The organism is Actinoplanes sp. L3-i22 (assembly GCF_019704555.1).
Classification (GTDB): Bacteria; Actinomycetota; Actinomycetes; order Mycobacteriales; family Micromonosporaceae; genus Actinoplanes.
Map to the genome: position 1 here is coordinate 10,805,150 of NZ_AP024745.1, position 19,807 is coordinate 10,824,956.

The window sequence follows — 19,807 nt, forward strand, 5'->3', positions numbered from 1 at the left end:
TCGTTGGTGTGCTGAGCTCCGCCGTGCCCGCCCTGGCCTGCCACCCCCAGGCCAACGACACCACCACCTGTGCGAACGCCGACGGCAGCTGGGTCGTCAACTGGAAGGTCTCGACCACCGACAACGCGTTCGGTGACGGCTACGTCAAGTCGGTCGAGTACACCCCGGACACCAACAACGGCACGGTCTCCTTCGACGGGATCAAGGCCGACGACAAGCTGTCGCACAACGGTCACATCGAGGCGACCCAGGTTCTGAAGGGCGAGGCCACCACGGCCACCCTCCAGGTCGTCGGCAAGTGGCACAACCGCGGTGGCTGGTTCTACGCCGGCTTCGAAAACGGCCCGGTGACGGCCAGCAAGCCGACCAAGCTGTGCGACGGCCAGCAGACCACGCCGCCGCCCACCGAGACCACCACGCCGCCGACCACCACGCCGACGACGGAGCCGACCACCACCGCGCCGACGACGGAGCCGACCACCACGGCCCCGACGACCGAGCCGACCACGACCGGCCCGACCACCGCGCCGACGACCGAGCCGACCACGGCCCCGACCGACACCCCGGTCGTCACCGAGCCGCAGCTGCTCTACGACACCACCTGTGACACCTTCACGGTCGGTATCGAGGTCCCGGCGGACAACACCACCGACGTCACCGTCAAGTTCACCCCGACCAAGGGCGACGCCAAGACCGTCACCGCCAAGCCGGGCGAGACCAAGACCGTCGACTTCGACGCGTTCGCGGGCCTGAAGGTCACCGCCAGCTCCGAGGGCCAGGCCGACACCACCATCGCGTACGAGGCTCCGGCCGACTGTGACGTGCTCGCCCTGACCGGCACGAACACCAGCACGATCGCCGGTGGCGCCGTTCTGGTCCTGCTCGTCGGCGCCGGCCTGTTCTTCATGGCCCGCCGCCGCAAGATCCGCTTCACCGCCTGATAACTCGGGTGCTTCACCGCTAGCAGCAAGGGGCGCGTCGACTTCCGGTTGGCGCGCCCCTTTCCGTCCCCCCACACACCCCGTACCAGGAGCACGAATGAAGTTCACCCCCCGTCTGCGGAACGTCGCGGCCCTCGCGGCCGGCGCCCTGCTCAGCCTCGGCAGCCTGGTCGCCTTCGCCGCCCCGGCGCAGGCCGCTGTCGGCTGCACCATCGCCGCGAACGCCAAGTTCGAGCACAGCTTCAACGGCCCGGCCGGCACCGCGAGCATCAAGCTGCTGAACGGCCCGATGTGCGAGAACCAGACGGTCCCGCTGTCGCTGGTCTCCTACACCGCGCCGTCGGCGTCGTTCTCGCTGCCGCAGTACGTGCTGGACAGCTCGACCCAGTACTTCACCTCCACCACCCCGGAGAAGAACGGCGAGCTGCGGCTGGACTTCACGGTCGCCGTCCCGACCTGTTTCACCCAGGTCGACTTCGTCTTCGGCGACAAGGTCATCAACCCGCTGACCGACAAGAGCGACCGGTACAACAACGACAAGGTCGGCAGCCCGGCCGCGCCCGGCTCGCAGTCGACGCCGGCCTCGGGTCAGCCGCAGAACGCCTGGTGGAACGGGAACAACGGGGACGGCAAGGACGGCGCCTGCAAGGCCGAGCCGGCCGTCGAGGCGATGCCGGACTGTGACGGCAACGTCAAGCTCTCGCTGATCAACCGGGACACCAGCGTCACCGCGGTGCGCTTCGAGATCACCGCCGACGGTGGCTACTCCCAGAGCGTGAAGGTCGACAAGAACGCCAAGGGCGACGTCACCATCCCGGCCGCCAACGCCAAGGACATCAAGGTCACCGCCGGTGGCAAGGAGCTGTACTCGGGTTCCTGGGCCAAGCCCGCGGAGTGCACCAAGCCCGAGGTCGGCGCCCCCACGACCGAGATCAAGAGCACCTGTGACTCGCTGACCTTCACCCTGGCGAACCCGGAGAACGGCGCCGAGTCGCTGGGCGCGACCTTCACCCCGAACAAGGGCGAGGCGCAGACCGTCAGCGTCAAGGCCGGCCAGACCAAGACCGTGACCTTCCCGGCCGCCGAGGGCCTGACCGTCGCCGTGACCGGTGACTTCCTCAAGCTGAACGGCGACGTCAAGTGGACCGCGCCGGAGAGCTGCACCACCGCGCCGACCACGGCGCCGACCACCGGCTCGCCGAGCCCGTCGGCGTCCGCCACCACGGAGACCCCGGGCACCGCGACCCCGTCGACCAGCTCGACCGACGGTGGCGTCCTCGCGCTGACCGGCTCCAACTCCAGCACGATCGCCGGCGGGGCGGTCCTGCTGGTGCTCGTCGGCGCCGGCCTGTTCTTCATGGCCCGTCGCCGCAAGCTCAACTTCAAGGCCTGATAGCCCGTAGGCCCTGAACGAGGGGCGTCGACCTTACCGGTCGGCGCCCCTCTGCCATGCCGGGAACGACCCGTCGGGCAGCGGCTGGTACTCGTGGACGGCGAGCACGGCGGTGGCGGGCAGAACGCCGTACACATGCGGGAATTGCCGGCCCGAAGGGTCCGGTGGGCTGCCGTCCTCCCAGATGACCGGGACGTCGACCCGGGACGGGTCGATCTCCAGCAGGACCAGGTCGGTCCGGCCGCGGTAGAACAGCGTGGCCGGGACGTGCACCCATTCCGGGTCGGAGCAGTGGACGAAGCCCTCGGTGGCAAGCGAATCAGCGGTGTAACTGTCCGAAACCGACGCCCACACCGAGCGTGGGCAGAGGTGGAAGATCATCCCTTCTCCAAGTACTCGGCGCGGTCCTCGTCGACCAGCGCGGCCACCGAGGCGGCCAGCGCCGGGTGCGCGGTCAGGTCGGGGTCGTCGCCGACCAGCTCGGCCGCCTCGACCCGGGCTTCCTTGATCAGTTTCTCGTCCCGCAGCAGCGAGAGCAGCCGCAGGTGGGAATGCTTGCCGGACTGGGACGCGCCCAGCACGTCACCCTCGCGGCGCTGCTCCAGGTCGATCTCGGAGAGCTTGAAGCCGTCGGTGGTGGAGGCGACCGCGTCGAGCCGCTCGCGCGCGGCCGAGCCCTCCACCGCCTCGGTGTGCAGCAGGCAGACGCCGGGCGCCGAGCCCCGGCCGACCCGGCCGCGGAGCTGGTGCAGCTGGGAGACGCCGAACCGGTCGGCATCCATGATGATCATGACGGTGGAGTTCGGCACGTCGACGCCGACCTCGATCACCGTGGTCGCCACCAGCACGTCCAGGTCACCGGCGGCGAAGCCGCGCATCACCGCGTCCTTCTCGTCGGGCGGCATCTTGCCGTGCAGCATCGCGATCCGCAGGCCCTTCAGATATTCCTGCTCGAGCGCCGGCAGCACCTCGGTGACGGCCAGCGGGGGCCGCCGGGCGGGTTCGTTGTCCGACGGCGGGGCGGAGTCGTCCTCCGGGCCCTCACCGATCCGGGGACACACCACGTACGCCTGATGGCCGGCCGCGACCTCCTCCTTCACCCGTTTCCACGCGCGATCCAGGTAGGCCGGTTTCTCCAGGGCCGGGATCACGTGGGTGGCGATCGGCGAGCGCCCGCGCGGCAGCTGCGACAGCACCGACGTCTCCAGGTCGCCGTAGACGGTCATCGCGACCGTGCGCGGGATCGGCGTCGCGGTCATCACCAGCACGTGCGGCGGACGGGCCGCCTTGGCGCGCAGCGCGTCCCGCTGCTCCACCCCGAACCGGTGCTGCTCGTCCACGACCACCAGGCCCAGGTCGTGGAAGTCGACACCCTCGTACAGCAAAGCGTGTGTCCCCACCACGATGCCGGCGGTCCCGGCCGCGACCTTGGCCAGCGCCGCACGCCGGGCCGCCGCGCCCAGCGAACCGGTGACCAGGGACAACTGCGTGCCGGACGGGTCGCCGTCGAGCTCACCGGCGCGGCCCAGCGCCCCGAGCTGCGCGCTGATCCCGCGGAAGTGCTGGGTGGCGAGCACCTCGGTGGGGGCGAGCAGCGCGGCCTGGCCGCCGGCGTCGACGACCTGGAGCATCGCGCGGACCGAGACCAGCGTCTTGCCCGAGCCCACCTCGCCCTGCAGCAGCCGGTGCATCGGATGCGCCCGGGTCAGGTCGGCGGCGATCTCCTCGCCGACCGACGCCTGGCCCTCGGTCAACTCGTACGGCAACCCGGCGTCGAACTTGTCCAGCAGCCCGCCCTCGACGCGCGGCCGGGCGGTGCCGGGCGCGGCCGCGGCCCGGGCCCGGCGCTGCGCCAGGGTCAGCTGGACGGCGAACGCCTCGTCCCACTTCAGCCGGTGTTTCGCCGAGTAGAGCGCGGCGTCCGAGCTGGGCCGGTGGATCTCCCGCAGGGCGGTGCCGATGCCGACCAGGTTCCGATTCGCCCGGACCGTGGCGGGCATCGGGTCGGCCGGCGGCTCGAACGTGTCCAGCAGGGTGCGCACGCACTTGGCGATCGTCCAGGTCGGCACGGCCTGGGCGGCCGGGTAGACCGGGATCAGCGCGCCGGCGAACTCCTCGATCTCCTCGGCCGCCTCGTCCTGCGTCGCGTCCGCCTTGAGCAGCTGATAGGCCGGGCCGTTGAGCTGCCGCTTGCCACGGAAGTCGGTGACCTTGCCGGCCCACAACCCCCAGCGGCCCCGGGTCAGCTCCCGCTCGCGCCACGCCTGGTTGAAGAACGTGCAGGTCAGGGTGGCACCGGAGCCGTCGCCGATGGTCACCTCGAGCATGTTGCCCCGGCGCTGGCGCATCGGCTTGAGACCGATCCCCTGCACCTGGGCCAGCACGGTGACCTGCTCGCCGATCTCCAGCTGGCGCAGGTCGGTGTGCTCGCCGCGCTCGTCGTAGCGCCGCGGGAAGTGATAGATCAGATCCCCGGCGGTGTGCAGGTCGAGGTGCTCGGCCAGGGCTTTCGCCGTCTTGCCGCCCAGCACCTTGTCCAACGGTGTGTCGGTCGTGGTCATTCGACTCCTGCCAACAGGTGGTAGCGGGGCTGCCCGCCGGCGTAGCACTGCAACTCGATGAACGGCCAGGTGCGGTGCACGTGACCGCGGAGGTCCTCCTCCAGCTCGGGCGGGGCGTCCGCGCCGAGGACCAGGGTGACCAGCTCGCCGCCGCCGCCGAGCATCCGGTCGAGCAGGCGGCGGCTGACCTCGGCCAGATCGGCGCCGATCACGTGCACCTCGCCGTCGACCAGGCCGAGCAGGTCGCCGGCGCGGCACGGGCCGGCGATGGTCAGGGCGTCGCGCTGGGCGGTGCAGACCTCGCCGTACCGGCACGCGCCGGCGGCCTCGGCCATCGCGATCACGTCGTCGGTGAACGGGCGGCCGTGATCGCGCACCGCGAGGGCGGCCAGGGCCTGCACCGGGGAGCGGGTCGGCACCACGCTGACCCGGACGCCGGTCGCCTCCGCCTCGCGGGCCGCGGAGACCGCCACGGCCTGCGTGTTCGCGTCGTTGGGCAGCAGCACCACCGCGGCGGCGCCGCAGGCGTGGATCGCGGCCAGCATCTCGGCGGTGGACGGGTTCCGATCCACCACCAGCGCGCCCTCGGCCTCGAAGAGCGCGGTCAGCCCGTCGCCGGCGGCCACCACGACCGCGCCCCGGGAATCGGCGCTCGGCCGCTTCTCGTCCAGCGGGGTGACCCGGATCCGGAAGGGCCGCCCGGCCTCGACGCCGGCCTCGATGGCCGGGCCGATCTCGGCGACGTGGACGTGCACGTTCCACGTGCCGTCCCCGGTGCCGACCACGACCAGCGAGTCCCCCAGCCCGGCCAGCACGTCGCGGAGCTTCTCGACCGCCGCGGGGGTGGCGTCGAGCAGATACTGCACCTCGTAGCCGAAGCCGGTGCAGTCGTCGTGCTCGTGCGGCGCGGGGGCAGTCACGACCGGCAGCGGCGGCGTCTCGAACGCGCTCTCCTCCACGGTGTCGACCAGCGCGTCCAGAAGCACGCAGAGGCCGCGGCCGCCGGCATCCACCACCCCGGCCCGGGCGAGCGCCGGGAGCTGCTGAGGCGTGCGATCCAGGGCCTCGGCGGCGGCCCGCGCGGCGGCTCGCGCCACGGCCACCAGGTTGTCCGACTTGATCCGGCCGGCCCCCTCGGCGGCGGCGGCCACCACGGACAGCACGGTGCCCTCGACCGGGCGGGCGACCGCGCCGTACGCCGCGTCGGTGGCCTGCCGCAGCGCGCGGGCCAGCTCGCCGCCGCGGACCGTGACCGCGCTGGCGAACGAGTCGGCCATGCCGCGCAGGATCTGCGAGACGATCACGCCGGAGTTGCCGCGGGCGCCGAGCAGGGCGCCGCGCGCCATCCGGCCCATCAGCCGGCCGAGCGGGGTGCGCGGCTCATCCAGCAGGGCGGACTCGATCGCCTCCTGCGCGGCGGTGAGGGTGAGGACCAGGTTGGTCCCGGTGTCGCCATCGGGGACGGGGTAGACGTTCAGGTCGTCGATTTCACGCTGGTGGGCCCGGAGAGCCTCCAGCCCACCGTCGCACCAGCGGTGCACGGCAGCGGCATCGAGGGTCTCCAGCACGCGAAAATCGTACTAACCACCCCTGACAATCGCTGGGTACGCACCCTGACCGGGGGCGATTGGGTGTTCGCCCACCCGGTCGGGTAAGCTCGCCGGGTTGCCTGGCGAGTCTTGCTCCTGGGCCTTTTCAGATCTTCGAATCAAACCCAGGAGTATCCCGTGGCTAGCGTGTGCGACGTCTGTGGCAAGGGACCGGGCTTCGGCCACAACGTGTCCTTCTCGCACCGGCGGACCAACCGCCGCTGGAACCCGAACATCCAGTCGGTGCGTACCCCGGCCGGTGGCGGGACGACCAAGAAGCTCAAGGTCTGCACCTCGTGCATCAAGGCCGGCAAGGTCACCCGCGCCTGAGCTGACAGCTTTGCGGACAGCCGCCTGGTCATCGACCAGGCGGCTTTTCTCTGTCCTTTTGGAAAAAATCAGATCTTCTTTGCGTACGACAACACGCCGTCATGCCCCTTGTAATACCCGAAGTCCTCGATCCGCTCGTACCCCGCGGACTCGTACAGCGCGATCGCCTCGGGCTGCTTGTCACCGGTCTCCAGGATCACCCGCACGCAGCCGGCCGCCCGCGCGGACTCCTCCAGGGCGCCCAGGATCCGCCGGGCCACGCCCTGACCCCGCGCCTCGGGCCGGGTGAACATCCGCTTCAGCTCCGCGTCGGTGCCGTGCCGGCGCCAGCCCGCACTGCCCACGATCCGGTCGTCCTCGGCCCGGACGGCGACCAGGAAGTCACCGGCCGGCGGCCGGAAGTCGGCCGCCGTGATCGGGGTGTCGTCGCCACTGCCGCCGTACCGCTCGGAGAGGTCGCGCATGTTCTCCGCGACCAGCTCCGCCACGCCCGGCTCGTCGAACCGGGCTGTTCTGATCTTGATCTGTCCCACCCGGCCAGCGTAGAACGCCGCGGTCAGGCCTTGGTGGCCGCGTAGCCCCGGATCACATCCGCGATCTCGCCCACGCCCGGGTTCGCCCGGACCTGCTCGGCGAACAGGCTCTCCAGCTCGGCGGAGGGCCCGTTCTCGGCGAGGATCCAGGCCCGCATCCGCCAGGCTCCGCCGCCGAAGATCTCCTCCAGGCGGCTGTCCAGCTCGGTGCGGTCGAGCAGCCCGACAAGGCCGGGCAGCACCTCGTCGAGCTGGGTGACCACGGCGTCCAGGACATGGGTCATGGTCGCCTCGTTGACGATCCGCCAGCTGTCCTCGTACGGACTGACCGGCCCGATCCGGGTGAGCAGCCGCCCCGTCTCGGCCTGGAGGTGCTCCCACGTCGGATTCAGCAAGAGGAAGACGTTGACGAAGAAGCGCGCCTCGTCGTCGGTCCACAGCTTGGCCTGCTGAAACTCGACGATCAGCGCGTCCCGGTGCTCCGAGAAGCGGCGGAACGTCCACTCGTCGGCCTCGAACCCCTGCCCGGCCAGGTAACCACCGAGCCGGACCGCGAACTCGTCGAGCAGCGCCTCGGCGTCCATCACCGGAAGTGATCCCACCCCAGCGGCCCGTTCCACGGCTTGCGATCCACCGTGACGCCGGAGCCGTCATGCACCGAGCCGATCTCCAGCCACCCGTCCGGCAGCCTCGTCCCGGCCGGGAACGTCGCGGCGAACGGGTGATCGTCGCCACCCGCCAGCACCCACTGGTACGGATCCACCCCGAGCGCCTTCGCCGCGTCCCGCATCTGGTCCGGCACGTCGAACGCCCCGGACCGGATGTCGATCCCGACCACGCTGGCCATCGCCAGGTGCCCGACGTCCTGCAGCAGCCCGTCCGACACGTCGATCATCGAGGTCGCGCCGTGCCGGGCCGCCTCCGGGCCGGCCGAGTACCGCACCTGCGGCCGCCGGTACGCCTCGACGAGGATCTTCGGCGTCCGGAAGCCCCGGGACAGCACGGTGTACCCGGCCGCCGCGTACCCGATCCGCCCGCACAGCGCGAGGATGTCCCCCGGCTGCGCCCCGTTGCGCCGGACCGGCTCCAGCCCGCCCAGATCGCCCAGGGCGGTCACCGCGACGGTCAGCGTCGGGCTGGACGACGTGTCCCCACCCACCACCCCCGCCCCGCACAGCGCCGCCTCCGCGCTCAGTCCGTCGGCCAGCCCCTCGGCCCACTCCGGGTCCAGGTTCCCGGGCACGCAGAGCGCGACCAGCAGCGCGGTCGGCGTCGCCCCCATCGCGGCGATGTCGGCCAGGTTGGCGGCGGCGGCCCGGTGCCCGACGTCGGCCGGGCCACACCAGTCGCGCCGGAAGTGCCGGCCCTCGACGAGCACGTCGGTGGAGGCCACCACCCGGCCGTCGGCCGCGCGCACCACGGCGGCGTCGTCGCCGGGACCGAGCAGGGTGGCCGAACCGGCGCCGAGGCGCGTCACAATTCGGCCTATTAGTCCGAATTCACCGGACTCTGCGATGCTCACGTGCACGTCCTTCGATGGTGGCGTCCCGCTGCCGGGTCACTTCGTACGGTAGTTTCACGATCGGGGATCACCGACGGTGGCGGATCAGCGATGGCGGATCTGCGTGGCGGATGGGAGTCGATCGTGGTCCAGGCATACATCCTCATTCAAACGGAGGTCGGTAAGGCCCGTGACGTGGCCGCAGCGATCGAGAAAATACAAGGGGTGGTCCGCGTCGACGCGGTCACCGGGCCGTACGACGTGGTGGTGCTCACCGAAGCACACACGGTCGACGAGCTCGGCGGCCTGATTGTGAGCAAGGTCCAGTACGTGCCGGGCATCACCCGGACCCTTACATGCTCCGTGGTAAACCTCTGAGCATGGTCGACGTGGACACCTCGCAGGACGCCCCCGCTCAGGGGGAGAAAAAGCCGGACAACACCACTCGGATCGCCGCCATCTGGGCGACCGCGGTGGCCGTGCCGATCGTCCTGATCGTGGGGCTCGTCGCTTTTTCACAGATCCGGAAGTCGACGGCGCCGGAGGCCGACCCGGCGCCGGCGGCGAGTGGCCCGGTCGCCGTGCCCAGCACGGCGGTCGAGTTCGCCGCGCCCAAGCTGAGCGAGCGCGCCGCGGACGTCTGTCTCTCGGTCACCTCGCAGCTGCCCACGCAGGTGCGGAACCTGCCGGCCCGCAAGGTCAGCGCCGGCCCCGAGCAGAACGCGGCGTACGGCGAGCCCCCGCTCACCGTCGCCTGCGGCGTCCCGCAGCCGAAGATGTGCGAGACGGTCGACGACACCTCCGGCACCTGCGTGCCGCTGGTCGCCGACCTGCTGCTGATGAACCGGGTCTGCTGGTATTACCAGGACCGGAGCGGGCAGACCACCTTCACGACGATGGACCGCGAGGTCCCGGTGCAGGTGGTCGTGCCGTCGGCGTACGAGAACCGCGCCCAGTGGGCGAACGAGTTCTCCGACATCGTGGTGGAGACCGACAAGTCGATCACCGAGGGCGTGCCCAGCGGGTGCGACCCCGGCCTGGGTCAGTGAAGCCCGGTCCCCCGGCGTAGTGCGGTGCGGATCAACCGGTCCACGACCTTCGGGTACTCCAGGCCGGTGGCCGCCCACATCTGCGGGAACATCGAGGTCGGCGTCATCCCCGGCATGGTGTTGATCTCGTTGAGGAAGATCTCGCCGTCCGGCGTCACGAAGAAGTCGACCCGGGCCAGGCCGGCGCAGTCCAGCGCGGTGAAGGTCCGCTGCGCGAACTCCTGCACCTGCTTGGTCAGGTCGTGGCCGAGCGCCGCCGGGATCGTGTAGCGGCTGCCGACCAGGTACTTCGTCTCGAAGTCGTACCACTCGGCGCCGTCCACGTGGATCTCGGCGAGCAGCGACGCCTCGGGCGCCCCGCCGGCCTCGCTCTCCAGCACCCCGCACTCGATCTCGCGGCCCACGATCGCCGCCTCGACCAGCACCTTCGGGTCGATCTCGCGGGCCTTCGCGATGGCCGCGTCCAGATCGGCCCAGTCCGAGACCTTGGTGATGCCGGTGGACGAGCCGGCCCGCGACGGCTTCACGAAGACCGGCAGGCCCAGCCGCTCCTTGTCCGCCTCGGCGAGCGAGACGCCGGCCCGGAGCACCGCGTACGGCCCGACCGGGATGCCCTCGGCGATCGCGAGCTTCTTGGTGAACTCCTTGTCCATCGCCGCCGCCGAGGCGAAGACGTTGGCGCCGACGTACGGAATCCCGGCCATCTCCAGCATTCCCTGGATCGTGCCGTCCTCGCCGTACGCCCCGTGCAGGACCGGGAAGACCACGTCCACACCGGCCAGTTCGGAGACGCCCTCGACGGCGTCCCGCACGATCAGCTCGGTCGCCGTCGGGTCGGCCGCGAGCACCACCGCGCTGCCCGAGGCGGCGGTGATCTCCGGGAGCTTGGCATCCGCGATCGCGAGCTGCGACGGGTCGCCGGCGGCCAGCACCCAGCGACCCTCCCGGGTGATTCCCACCGGGACCGCCTCGTACTGATCCGGGTCCAGCGCACCCAGGATCGCGCCCGCGCTCACGCAGGAAATGGCGTGCTCAGTGCTACGCCCGCCGAACACGATCGCGACACGGGTCTTCCGGGGGGTCGTCACTCTTCTCTGCGCCTCTCGCTAGCGGGCATGCCGGGGGTGACCCTACTCTGCGTAAGCCAGAATCGGGATTGCGGCGGCCGCTGCCATGGCAGGGGGAGACGAACAGTAAATGGGACCAGCACTCCACGTGATCGCGGGGCCGGGGCCAGGGCAGTTGGCAACGATGGCACACCCCGGTGACGAACCGTGGTCACCGCAGGAGCTGGGTGCGCTGGCGCGCGCCGGCGTCCAGATTCTGGTGTGCGGCGCCGGGCATCGCCCGGCCGCCGCCGAGAGCGCCGGGATCGAGCTCGTCGCCTACCCCGATCCGGACGATTCGGCCCCGCGCAAGGAGGCCACCGCGATGGTCGCGCTCGCCACCCGGCTCGCCCAGGAGGTCCGCTCCGGCCGTTTCGTGGTCACCCAGTCGAGCTCCGAACTCGGCCGCACGACCCTGCTCGCGACGATGACCCTGGCACTCCTGGGCATCCGTCCGGGCGAGGCCCTCCGCCGCATCGGCATCGGCCCCGGCCAACCGGTCCCCCAGGACTGGCTGCACGACTTCGTCGCCCGATAACCCCCACAAAGCCTTATTCGGTACGGCCTGAGCCCCGCCCCACCAAGCCAAGCCGCCCACCAAGCCAAGCCGGCCCGCCAAGCCAAGCCGGCCCAAGCCGCCCCACCAAGCCGCGCCGCCGCGTCGCCGAGCCACGCCCGGGCCGCGCCGCCGAGCCACACCCGGGCCGGGTCGGGCCTCGCGCCGCGCCCGGGCCGAGCCATCGCGCCACGCGCCGGGCCGGGCCGAGGCGCGCCGGGCCGGGCCATCGCGCCGCACTGAGTCGCCGGGCTGCGCCCGCCCAAACCGGGCGCAGCCTTCCGAACCAGCCACACCCCGGCAAATCGGGCGCGACCCAAAGTCGATCAAGAAAGGCCCCACCACCCAGTCCCCACCCCAACCTTGGGGGCAGACCACCCACGACCCATTGTCGTCCGCCAGGCCATGATCACGTCGGGGCCCTGTGGACAACGCGGCGCTGTGGACAACCGCTAAGCGGCGAAGGTCTGTGGTAACGCGCCGGCGTCCCAGAGCTCGTCCAGGTGGGCGAGGAACCCGGTGAGACTGCCCTCCACCGCCCGACGCTCCTCGGCGGACATCGCCGCCAGCGGGTCGGAGAAGATCAGCCCGTCCGGGTGCTTGGCCCGGGTGCCGACGAACTTGCCGCACCCGGTGCACCAGACGTAGCTGACCAGCGTGGGCCGCCGTGCGTTCGCCGGGGCGGTGAAGTACGCCCGCAGGCGGTGCTCGCCGCACCCCGGGCAGTCCCGCTCGCCCGGCGCGAGGAAGAAGCTCTCGCCCTGGGTCAGTGCCGCGACCTCGTCGCCGCTGAAGCTGTTCCAGGCGGTCACTTCGAGGCGTCCAGCGCCTGGCTCACGTCGGCGACCAGGTCGGCGGTGTCCTCGATGCCGCAGGAGAACCGGACGAACCCGGGGGACGTGTCGTCGCCGAACTGCGCCCGCCGGTCGGCCGTGGTGTGCACGCCGCCGAACGAGGTCGCCGCGAACACCAGCTTCGCCGCGGTCAGGAACCGGGCCACCCGCTCGGCGCTGCCCAGGTCGAACGCGACGATTCCGGGAATCCGCCGCATCTGCTCACGAGCGATTCGGTACGACGGGTCGGTGGCCAACCCGGGCCACCGCAGCCCGGTCACGTCGGAGCGCCCGGCCAGCAGCTCGGCGACCGCGGCCGCGTTCTGGCTCTGCCGGGCCAGCCGCAGGTCCATCGTGGCGATCGAGCGGTGCGCCAGCCAGCAGTCGAACGCGCCGGGCACCCCGCCGGTCAGCTTCCGCCAGTTCTCGACCTTGGCCAGCAGCTCCGGGTCGGTCGCCGCCACGTAGCCGAGCAGCAGGTCGGAGTGGCCGGTCAGGGCTTTCGTGCCGGACGCCACGACCAGGTCCGCGCCGAGGGCCAGCGGGTTCTGCCCGAGCGGGGTGGCCGCGGTGTTGTCGACGGCGAGCAGCGCCCCGGCGGCGTGCGCGGCGGCGGCCAGCGCGCGGATGTCGGCGACGTCCAGGCCGGGGTTCGCCGGGGTCTCCACCATCACCAGGCGCAGACCGGCGAAGTCCGGGTACGGCCCGGCGGTCGGCACGAGCACGCTCGCCACGCCCAGGTCGGCCAGCGCGCCGCGGGCGAACGCCCGTACCGGGAAATAGCCGTCGCCCGGGAGCGCGACCGTGTCGCCTGCCTTGACCACCGACAGGAGCATCGCCGTGACGGCCGCCTGGCCGCTGGCGAAAGCCAGCGCCGGACCGCCCTCCAGCTCACCGATCGCGGCCTCGAGCGCCTCGCGGGTGGGTTGCTCGGTGCGCGCGTAGCCGTGCTCGCCCGGCCCGGTCACCGGGTCGAGATGGTACGGCGCGGCGAACACCGGCCCGGGCAGGAACGGCTCGCCGACCACCGGCTCCGGAAGCCCGGCATGAACAGAGCGGGTGCCATCGGCGTACGTCATGATTCGGGTTTCATCTCTCGGGTCATCAGCAGCTTGACGGCGACGCGCGGGTCGGCGCCCTCGTGGCAGACCCGCTCGACCTGTTCCACGATCGGCATCTCGACGCCGTGCGCCCGGGCCAGGTCGCGGATGGACAGGCAGCTCTTGACGCCCTCGGCGGTCTGCCGGGTGGCGATCTGCGCCTGCTCCAGGCTGTCGCCGCGGCCCAGGTGCTCGCCGAAGGTCCGGTTCCGGGCCAGCGGGGAGCAGCAGGAGGCGACCAGGTCGCCGAGGCCGGCCAGGCCGGCGAAGGTGAGCGGGTCGGCGCCGAGCGCCACGCCGAGGCGGGACGTCTCGGCCAGGCCGCGGGTGATCAGCGAGGCCTTGGTGTTGTCGCCGAGCCCGATCGCCGAGGCCATCCCGTAGGCCAGGGCGATCACGTTCTTGGTCGCGCCGCCCAGCTCGCAGCCGAGCACGTCGTCGCTGGTGTAGGGACGGAAGTACGGGGTGGCCAGGGCGTGCTGGACCTGGCGGGCCCGGGCCTCGTCGGTGCAGGCCACCACGGTCGCGGTGGGCTGCTCGGCGGCGATCTCGGGGGCCAGGTTCGGGCCGGAGACGACCACGACGCGGTCGGCCGCGACGCCGGCGGTCTCCACGATCACCTCGCTCATCCGCTTGAGCGTGCCGAGCTCGATGCCCTTCATCAGGGAGACGACCGTGGCGTCCGCCGGGAAGAACTCGGCCCAGTCGGCCAGGTTCCCGCGCAGCGTCTGGGAGGGGACCGCGATCGCGATCAGCTCGGCGCCGGCCACCGCCTCGGCCAGGTCGGTCGTCGCGGTGACCCGCTCGGACAGCCGGATGCCGGGCAGCGAGCCCTCGTTGCCGTGCTGCTCCCGGATCTCCGCGGCGACCTTCTCCCGGCGCGCCCACACGGTGACCTCCGAGCCGGCCTCGCCGAGCACCTTGGCGAACGCCGTGCCCCAGGCTCCGGATCCGATGACGGCGGCCCTCATGACGCGTCCTCCGATTTCGTGACCCGTCGCGCGGGCCGGTCGTAGAGCGCCGGCGGTTCGCCGTCGCGGATCGTACCGAGCAGATCACGGATGCCGAGCATGATCTTCTCGGTCATCTCCTCCAGCACCTGACGGGTCGGCTCGGCGCCGGACCAGCGGCTCAGGTCGATCGGGTCGCCGGTGGTGACCGTCACGGCGGCCCGGGTCATCTTGAGCTTGTTGGTCCGCGGGTCGAACACGCGCTGGGCGCCCCAGTTCGCGATCGGCACCACCGGGGCGCCGGTGAGCAGGGCCAGCCGGGCCGCGCCGGTCTTGCCGCGCATCGGCCACAGGTCCGGCTCCCGGGTGGTGGTGCCCTCCGGGTAGATCACCACCGCGCCGCCCTCGTCCAGTGCGGCGACCAGCGTCTCCAGCGACTTCACCGCCTCCACACTGCCGCGTTCCACCGGCACCTGCAGGGTCTTGACCAGCAGTGGCCCCACCAGTGGCACCCGCCACAGGCTGGCCTTGCCGAGGAAGCGGGGCCAGCGGCCGACCTTGTAGATGTAGTGCGCCACCACGAGCGGGTCGAAGTGCGACACGTGGTTGGGGACCAGGATCACACCGCCCGACTTCGGGAGCTTCTCCTTCCCGAGCCAGGTCCGCTTCGTCCAGAGCGTCATCGTGGGAATCACCAGCATCACCGCGAAACGCTGCCAGAATCCGAGCCGCTGCTGCGTCACGGCCTCCCCCGTCCCTCGATCGGCGACCACGTCGCCCGTCACCTGCGACGAAATCATGCCCCTTCACTGCCCGCCGTACCAGGCAGGGGTATTGCCAGTTAATTCGTGCAAACTTGCTGGGTGGTAGCAAGGAAGTGGATGACGGTCGTGCCGGTCAAGGGGCTGAGTGCGGCGAAGAGCCGGTTGCGGGGCGCGGTTCCGGAGGAACGGCATCCGGAGCTGGTGCTCGCCATGGTGCGGGACACCGCCCTGGCTGTGTTGAGCGCCACCACCGTGGCCGAGTTGATCATCGTCACCGACGACCCGGTGGTGGCCGCGGCGGTCCGGGAGCTCGGGGCCAAGGTGGCGCCGGATCCCGGGGCCGGGCTGAACGCCGCCCTGCGGTTCGGCGCCGACGAGGTGGCCGGCCTCGACGCGTACCGCGCGGTCCTCACCGGCGACCTGCCCGCCCTGCGCCCCGCCCAGCTCGACGCCGCCCTGGCCGCGGCCGACCGGCGGACGTTCGTGCCGGACGCCGAGGGCACCGGCACGGTGCTGCTCGCCGTCCCGCCGCGGGAGTCGCTCGACCCGCGGTTCGGCCCGGGCTCGGCGGCCGCGCATCGGGCCTCCGGCGCGACCCCGCTGGCCGGCGACTGGCCGGGCCTCCGGCAGGACGTGGACACCCCCGCGGACCTGGCGGCCGTGCTCCGGCTGGGGGCCGGCGAGCGAACCCGGGCGCTGCTACGTGATCTCGGACTCAGCCAGGCGTGCACACCGGCCGCCTGCGCCGGGTAGCGTCTGTCGCATGCAGGGCACCATCGCCACGTTCGACGCGGGCACCCACCACGGCACGCTGCTCCTCGACGACGGCTCTGAGCTGGCCTTCGGGGCGGAAGCGTTCGCCCGTTCCGGTTTGCGCCTGCTGAGACTCGGGCAACGTGTCTCGATCGAGGCGGAACCGGACGGCCGGGTGCACCGGGTGTTAATTCCCGGAATCGCCTGAGTTGATCATCCGGTAGTTCGTTTCACGTTCCGCTCGGAACGGCAAGAATGAACGCATGAACCCGCCCCGGACCCCCGAGACCCGCCGGCGTGGCCCGAACGGCCGCTTTCTCCCCCGACCCGAGCCCGCCGACGGCGTCGCAGCAATCGAACCGGTCCCGGCCGAGCCCGTGGTGGAGGTAGAGGTAGCGGTGAACAGCACCGAGGTGGCAGTCGTCCCCGTCGAGGCCGCGTCGGAGGCGGCCGACGTCGCCGACGACGAGTACTTCCTGCCCGACGACCGGTTCCTGAACCGGGAGATGTCCTGGCTGGACTTCAACGCGCGGGTGCTCGCGCTCGCCGAGGACCCGGGCACCCCGCTGCTGGAGCGCGCCAAGTTCCTCGCGATCTTCGCCAGCAACCTGGACGAGTTCTACATGGTCCGGGTGGCCGGCCTGAAGCGCCGGCTGAGCGCCGGCCTGCCGGTCCGCGGCGGGGACCGATCTCCCCTGCGGCTGCAGATCGAGATGATCACCGGGCGGACGGCGGACCTGGTCACCCGGCACGCCGCCTGCTTCGCCGACGAGGTCCGGCCGAAACTGGCCGCGGAGAGCATCGAGCTGGTCAGCTGGAAGGAGCTGGACGCGCCGGAGCAGGGCCGGCTGCGTACGTTCTTCCGCGAGCAGGTGTTCCCGGTCCTCACGCCGCTGGCGGTGGATCCGGCGCACCCGTTCCCGTACATCTCGAGCCGGTCTTTGAATTTGGCCGTTGCCCTTCGCTATCCGGACGGTGACAACCCCGAGTTGTTCGCCCGGATCAAGGTGCCGAACAACGTGTCCCGCTTCGTGACCGTGCAGAACGACGGCCGTGGCGTGCGGTTCCTCCCGATCGAGGAGTTGATCGCCAACCACCTCGACCAGCTGTTCCCGGGCATGCAGATCCTCGAGGTGCACGCGTTCCGGGTGACCCGCAACGCCGAGCTGGAGGTCGACGAGGACCGCGACGAGGACCTGCTGCAGGCCCTGGAGCGGGAGCTGGCGCAGCGCCGGTTCGGCCCGCCGGTCCGGCTCGAGGTGGCCGCCTCGATCAGCGACCACGTGCTCGACCTGCTGGTCCGCGAGCTCGACATGGACAGCCACGACGTGCTGCGGGTGCCCGGTCTGCTCGACCTGTCGGCGCTCTGGCAGGTCTTCGGCGAGTGCGACCGGGATGATCTGAAGGACCGCCCTTTCGTCCCGGCCACGCATCCGCAGCTGGCCGACGGCGAGGTCCCGCGGAGCGTGTTCAACCGGTTGCGTGAGTCGGACATCCTGGTCCACCACCCGTACCACTCGTTCTCCACCAGCGTGCAGCGGTTCATCGAGCAGGCCGCGGCGGATCCGAACGTGCTGGCCATCAAGCAGACGCTGTACCGCACGTCGGGCGACTCACCGATCGTCGACGCGCTGGTCGACGCGGCCGCCGCCGGCAAGCAGGTGGTGGTGCTGGTCGAGGTGAAGGCCCGGTTCGACGAGGTGGCCAACATCGCCTGGGCGCGCACCCTGGAGCGGGCCGGCTGCCACGTGGTCTACGGCCTGGTCGGGCTGAAGACGCACTGCAAGACCGCCCTGGTGGTCCGGCAGGAAGGCAACCAGCTGCGGCGCTACTGCCACATCGGCACGGGCAACTACCACCCCAAGACCGCCCGGCTGTACGAGGACTTCGGCATGCTGACCGCCGACCCCGAGGTGGGGGCGGACGTCACCGACCTGTTCAACGTGCTCACCGGATACAGCCGGCAGACCACGTTCCGGCGCCTGCTGGTCGCCCCGCACGGGGTCCGCAAGGGCCTGCTGGAGCGGCTCGAGGAGCAGGCCAAGATCGCCCGCTCGGGCGGCGAGGCGCTGGTCCAGTTCAAGGTGAACTCGCTGGTCGACGAGGAGACCACGGACGCGCTCTACCGCGCCTCGCAGGACGGCGTGAAGATCGACCTGATCATCCGCGGGATGTGCGCGGTGCGCCCGGGCGTGCCCGGCCTGTCGGAGAACATCCGGGTCCGCTCGATCGTCGGCCGGTTCCTGGAGCACTCGCGGATCTTCCGGTTCGGCGCCGGCGACGACTCGGAGTACTGGATGGGCTCGGCCGACCTGATGCACCGCAACCTGGACCGCCGGGTCGAGGCACTGGTCAAGGTGACCCTGCCGTCGGCGCGCGAGGAGATGCGCTACGTGCTGGAGCTGTCGATGGGCGAGGGCACCGAGGGCTGGGACCTGGACGGCGACGGCCTCTGGCACCGCAACGTCGGCACCCCCGGCAAATCGCAGCTCCACCTGCAGGAGGCCCTGCTGCGGCGCGTCATCGGCAAGAAGAGCTGATGCCCGAACCGGTCCGCGCGGCCGGCGGTGTGCTCTACCGCCCCGGAGCGGGTGGCGTGCCCGAGATCTGTCTGGTGCACCGCCCGCGGTACGACGACTGGAGCCTGCCGAAGGGCACCTACAAGCCGGACGAGCCCGCGCTGGCCGCCGCGATCCGCGAGGTGGCCGAGGAGACCGGCGCGGCCGGCAGTCCGGAGCTGGGGCTGCCCGAGGTGACGTACCGGTTGCCCGACGGGCGGCCGAAGACCGTGCGGTTCTGGTTGATGCGCGCCGCGGACGACGGCCCGATCCAGGACACCGCCGAGGTCGACGAGCTGGCCTGGCTGCCGTTGCCGGAGGCCGCGGCGCGGCTCACCTACCCGGCCGAGCGCCCGCTGCTCGACCTGGTCGCCGGCCTGCCGCCGGTGACGTCGGTGGTGGCGCTGGTCCGGCACGCGCACGCCGGCGAGCGCAAGCACTGGTCCGGTCCGGACTCGCTGCGCCCGATCAGCTCGAAGGGCGCCAAGCAGGCCGCCCGGGTCGCCGAGCGGCTCGCCACGTTCGGTCCGCACCGGCTCTTCGCCGCCACCCCGCTGCGCTGCTCGCAGACCCTGCAGCCGCTGGCCCGGGCGACCCGGCTGCCGCTGGTGGTGGACAACGCGTTCGCCGAGCCGGAGACCGCCGAGGAGCTGCCCGGCCGGCTGGCCGCGGCCCGGGCCCGGCTGGCCCAGGTACGGACCGCCGGCCGGGTCGTGGTGTGCAGCCAGGGCAAGGTGATCCCGGCCCTGCTGGCCTCGGTCGCCCGGGACCCGGACGTGGCCGCCTACCGCACCCGCAAGGGCGAGGGCTGGCTGCTCACCTGGTCCGGCGAGAGACTGCTAGGGATCTCCCGCTGGTGACCTGGTCGGCCCGCCAGTAACCGATCAGGTCGCCGGTGAGCCAGCGCGCCCGCCACAGTTCGTCGCGGCGTGGCTCCCAGTCCCGGCAGGGCAGCAGCGCGAGCCGCCAGCTCAGCACGCCGGCCAGATACCAGCCGTAGAGCGGGATCGCCCCGGCCAGCCCGTCCCGGGCCCGGTAGGACGCCCACGGGGCGAACCCGGCCACCACCAGGCCCGACCAGCCGCAGGTGAGCAACCAGTCCAGCACCGGCCAGCCGGTCGCCCGCTCGGCCCAGTCGCCGAGCGACCAGCCGGGCACGATCGCGACGGCGAACAGCAGTGCCGCGACGCTCGCCCGGGCGACCAGCCCTCTCGGTCTGCGTTCCATGCCCGGACGGTAGGCCCGGCGCCGGGTCCGCCCGGCACAAACGAAAAGGCGTCCACCGTACGG

At 71.8% G+C, this 19,807-nt stretch carries 22 protein-coding genes; 10 read left to right on the forward strand and 12 right to left on the reverse strand.

The window, feature by feature from the left end:
• The first annotated feature begins 8 nt into the window (after positions 1-8).
• The gene (locus L3i22_RS47800; RefSeq protein ID WP_221324018.1) at positions 9-941 is read left to right on the forward strand and encodes a hypothetical protein; all 933 of its coding nucleotides are present in this window, start codon (positions 9-11) and stop codon (positions 939-941) included.
• A gap of 97 nt (positions 942-1,038) precedes the next feature.
• On the forward strand, positions 1,039-2,334 hold the full coding sequence (locus tag L3i22_RS47805; RefSeq protein WP_221324019.1) for an LAETG motif-containing sortase-dependent surface protein: 1,296 nt from the start codon (positions 1,039-1,041) through the stop codon (positions 2,332-2,334).
• Between the two features lie 33 nt (positions 2,335-2,367).
• Here the strand turns inward: L3i22_RS47805 and L3i22_RS47810 are convergent, their stop codons facing one another.
• From L3i22_RS47810 to L3i22_RS47820, 3 genes are read right to left on the reverse strand one after another with little or no spacing between them, the layout of a single operon-like run.
• Positions 2,368-2,715 (reverse strand): DUF952 domain-containing protein, encoded by a 348-nt coding sequence (locus L3i22_RS47810; RefSeq protein ID WP_221324020.1) that lies wholly within the window; start codon positions 2,713-2,715, stop codon positions 2,368-2,370.
• Positions 2,712-4,895, reverse strand: coding sequence for an ATP-dependent DNA helicase RecG (gene recG / locus L3i22_RS47815; RefSeq protein ID WP_221324021.1), 2,184 nt, complete (start codon positions 4,893-4,895; stop codon positions 2,712-2,714). Before recG ends, L3i22_RS47810 begins: the two co-directional genes overlap by 4 nt.
• Positions 4,892-6,463, reverse strand: coding sequence for a DAK2 domain-containing protein (locus L3i22_RS47820; RefSeq protein ID WP_221324022.1), 1,572 nt, complete (start codon positions 6,461-6,463; stop codon positions 4,892-4,894). Before L3i22_RS47820 ends, recG begins: the two co-directional genes overlap by 4 nt.
• Before the next feature lie 159 nt (positions 6,464-6,622).
• Between L3i22_RS47820 and rpmB the strand changes: the two genes are divergently transcribed.
• A complete protein-coding gene (gene rpmB / locus L3i22_RS47825; RefSeq protein WP_122980959.1) occupies positions 6,623-6,814 on the forward strand; it encodes a 50S ribosomal protein L28 in 192 nt (63 codons plus the stop codon).
• A gap of 68 nt (positions 6,815-6,882) precedes the next feature.
• On the opposite strand, the gene L3i22_RS47830 is transcribed toward rpmB, so the two are convergent.
• From L3i22_RS47830 to L3i22_RS47840, 3 genes are read right to left on the reverse strand one after another with little or no spacing between them, the layout of a single operon-like run.
• Entirely contained in the window at positions 6,883-7,347 is a 465-nt protein-coding gene (locus L3i22_RS47830; protein WP_221324023.1) for a GNAT family N-acetyltransferase, read from the reverse strand.
• A gap of 23 nt (positions 7,348-7,370) precedes the next feature.
• Positions 7,371-7,949, reverse strand: a complete 579-nt coding sequence (locus tag L3i22_RS47835; protein ID WP_221324024.1) for a hypothetical protein — start codon at positions 7,947-7,949, stop codon at positions 7,371-7,373.
• Positions 7,931-8,869: a thiamine-phosphate kinase gene (locus L3i22_RS47840; RefSeq protein ID WP_221324025.1), complete on the reverse strand. Its 939-nt coding sequence runs from the start codon at positions 8,867-8,869 to the stop codon at positions 7,931-7,933. The genes L3i22_RS47835 and L3i22_RS47840 overlap by 19 nt, the downstream gene beginning before the upstream one ends.
• Before the next feature lie 123 nt (positions 8,870-8,992).
• Between L3i22_RS47840 and L3i22_RS47845 the strand changes: the two genes are divergently transcribed.
• On the forward strand, positions 8,993-9,226 hold the full coding sequence (locus L3i22_RS47845; protein ID WP_221330512.1) for an Lrp/AsnC ligand binding domain-containing protein: 234 nt from the start codon (positions 8,993-8,995) through the stop codon (positions 9,224-9,226).
• A 2-nt stretch (positions 9,227-9,228) separates the two neighbouring features.
• On the forward strand, positions 9,229-9,897 hold the full coding sequence (locus tag L3i22_RS47850; RefSeq protein ID WP_221324026.1) for a DUF3515 family protein: 669 nt from the start codon (positions 9,229-9,231) through the stop codon (positions 9,895-9,897).
• Here the strand turns inward: L3i22_RS47850 and L3i22_RS47855 are convergent.
• On the reverse strand, positions 9,891-10,985 hold the full coding sequence (locus tag L3i22_RS47855; protein ID WP_221324027.1) for a D-alanine--D-alanine ligase family protein: 1,095 nt from the start codon (positions 10,983-10,985) through the stop codon (positions 9,891-9,893). The genes L3i22_RS47850 and L3i22_RS47855 overlap by 7 nt on opposite strands.
• A gap of 163 nt (positions 10,986-11,148) precedes the next feature.
• Here L3i22_RS47855 and L3i22_RS47860 point away from each other — a divergent pair, with 163 nt between their 5' ends.
• Entirely contained in the window at positions 11,149-11,541 is a 393-nt protein-coding gene (locus tag L3i22_RS47860) for a hypothetical protein (RefSeq protein ID WP_255657697.1), read from the forward strand.
• Positions 11,542-12,011: 470 nt separating this feature from the next.
• On the opposite strand, the gene L3i22_RS47865 is transcribed toward L3i22_RS47860, so the two are convergent.
• From L3i22_RS47865 to L3i22_RS47880, 4 genes are read right to left on the reverse strand one after another with little or no spacing between them, the layout of a single operon-like run.
• Positions 12,012-12,371, reverse strand: a complete 360-nt coding sequence (locus tag L3i22_RS47865; protein ID WP_221324029.1) for a hypothetical protein — start codon at positions 12,369-12,371, stop codon at positions 12,012-12,014.
• Positions 12,368-13,471, reverse strand: a complete 1,104-nt coding sequence (locus L3i22_RS47870) for a cystathionine gamma-lyase (RefSeq protein ID WP_221324030.1) — start codon at positions 13,469-13,471, stop codon at positions 12,368-12,370. The genes L3i22_RS47865 and L3i22_RS47870 overlap by 4 nt, the downstream gene beginning before the upstream one ends.
• Positions 13,468-14,463 carry an NAD(P)H-dependent glycerol-3-phosphate dehydrogenase gene (locus L3i22_RS47875; RefSeq protein ID WP_221324031.1) on the reverse strand — a complete coding sequence of 332 codons (996 nt, stop codon included), beginning with the start codon at positions 14,461-14,463 and terminating at the stop codon, positions 13,468-13,470. The genes L3i22_RS47870 and L3i22_RS47875 overlap by 4 nt, the downstream gene beginning before the upstream one ends.
• The gene (locus L3i22_RS47880; RefSeq protein WP_221324032.1) at positions 14,460-15,185 is read right to left on the reverse strand and encodes a 1-acyl-sn-glycerol-3-phosphate acyltransferase; all 726 of its coding nucleotides are present in this window, start codon (positions 15,183-15,185) and stop codon (positions 14,460-14,462) included. Before L3i22_RS47880 ends, L3i22_RS47875 begins: the two co-directional genes overlap by 4 nt.
• Before the next feature lie 138 nt (positions 15,186-15,323).
• On the opposite strand from L3i22_RS47880, the gene cofC reads away from it, so the two are divergent.
• From cofC to L3i22_RS47900, 4 genes are read left to right on the forward strand one after another with little or no spacing between them, the layout of a single operon-like run.
• Entirely contained in the window at positions 15,324-15,959 is a 636-nt protein-coding gene (gene cofC, locus L3i22_RS47885; protein ID WP_221324033.1) for a 2-phospho-L-lactate guanylyltransferase, read from the forward strand.
• 10 nt (positions 15,960-15,969) lie between these two features.
• Entirely contained in the window at positions 15,970-16,167 is a 198-nt protein-coding gene (locus tag L3i22_RS47890) for a cold-shock protein (RefSeq protein WP_221324034.1), read from the forward strand.
• Between the two features lie 55 nt (positions 16,168-16,222).
• Entirely contained in the window at positions 16,223-18,499 is a 2,277-nt protein-coding gene (locus tag L3i22_RS47895) for an RNA degradosome polyphosphate kinase (RefSeq protein WP_221324035.1), read from the forward strand.
• Positions 18,499-19,377 carry an NUDIX hydrolase gene (locus L3i22_RS47900; RefSeq protein WP_221324036.1) on the forward strand — a complete coding sequence of 293 codons (879 nt, stop codon included), beginning with the start codon at positions 18,499-18,501 and terminating at the stop codon, positions 19,375-19,377. Before L3i22_RS47895 ends, L3i22_RS47900 begins: the two co-directional genes overlap by 1 nt.
• On the opposite strand, the gene L3i22_RS47905 is transcribed toward L3i22_RS47900, so the two are convergent.
• Positions 19,334-19,744: a hypothetical protein gene (locus L3i22_RS47905; RefSeq protein ID WP_221324037.1), complete on the reverse strand. Its 411-nt coding sequence runs from the start codon at positions 19,742-19,744 to the stop codon at positions 19,334-19,336. The genes L3i22_RS47900 and L3i22_RS47905 overlap by 44 nt on opposite strands.
• Between the last annotated feature and the right edge of the window lie 63 nt (positions 19,745-19,807).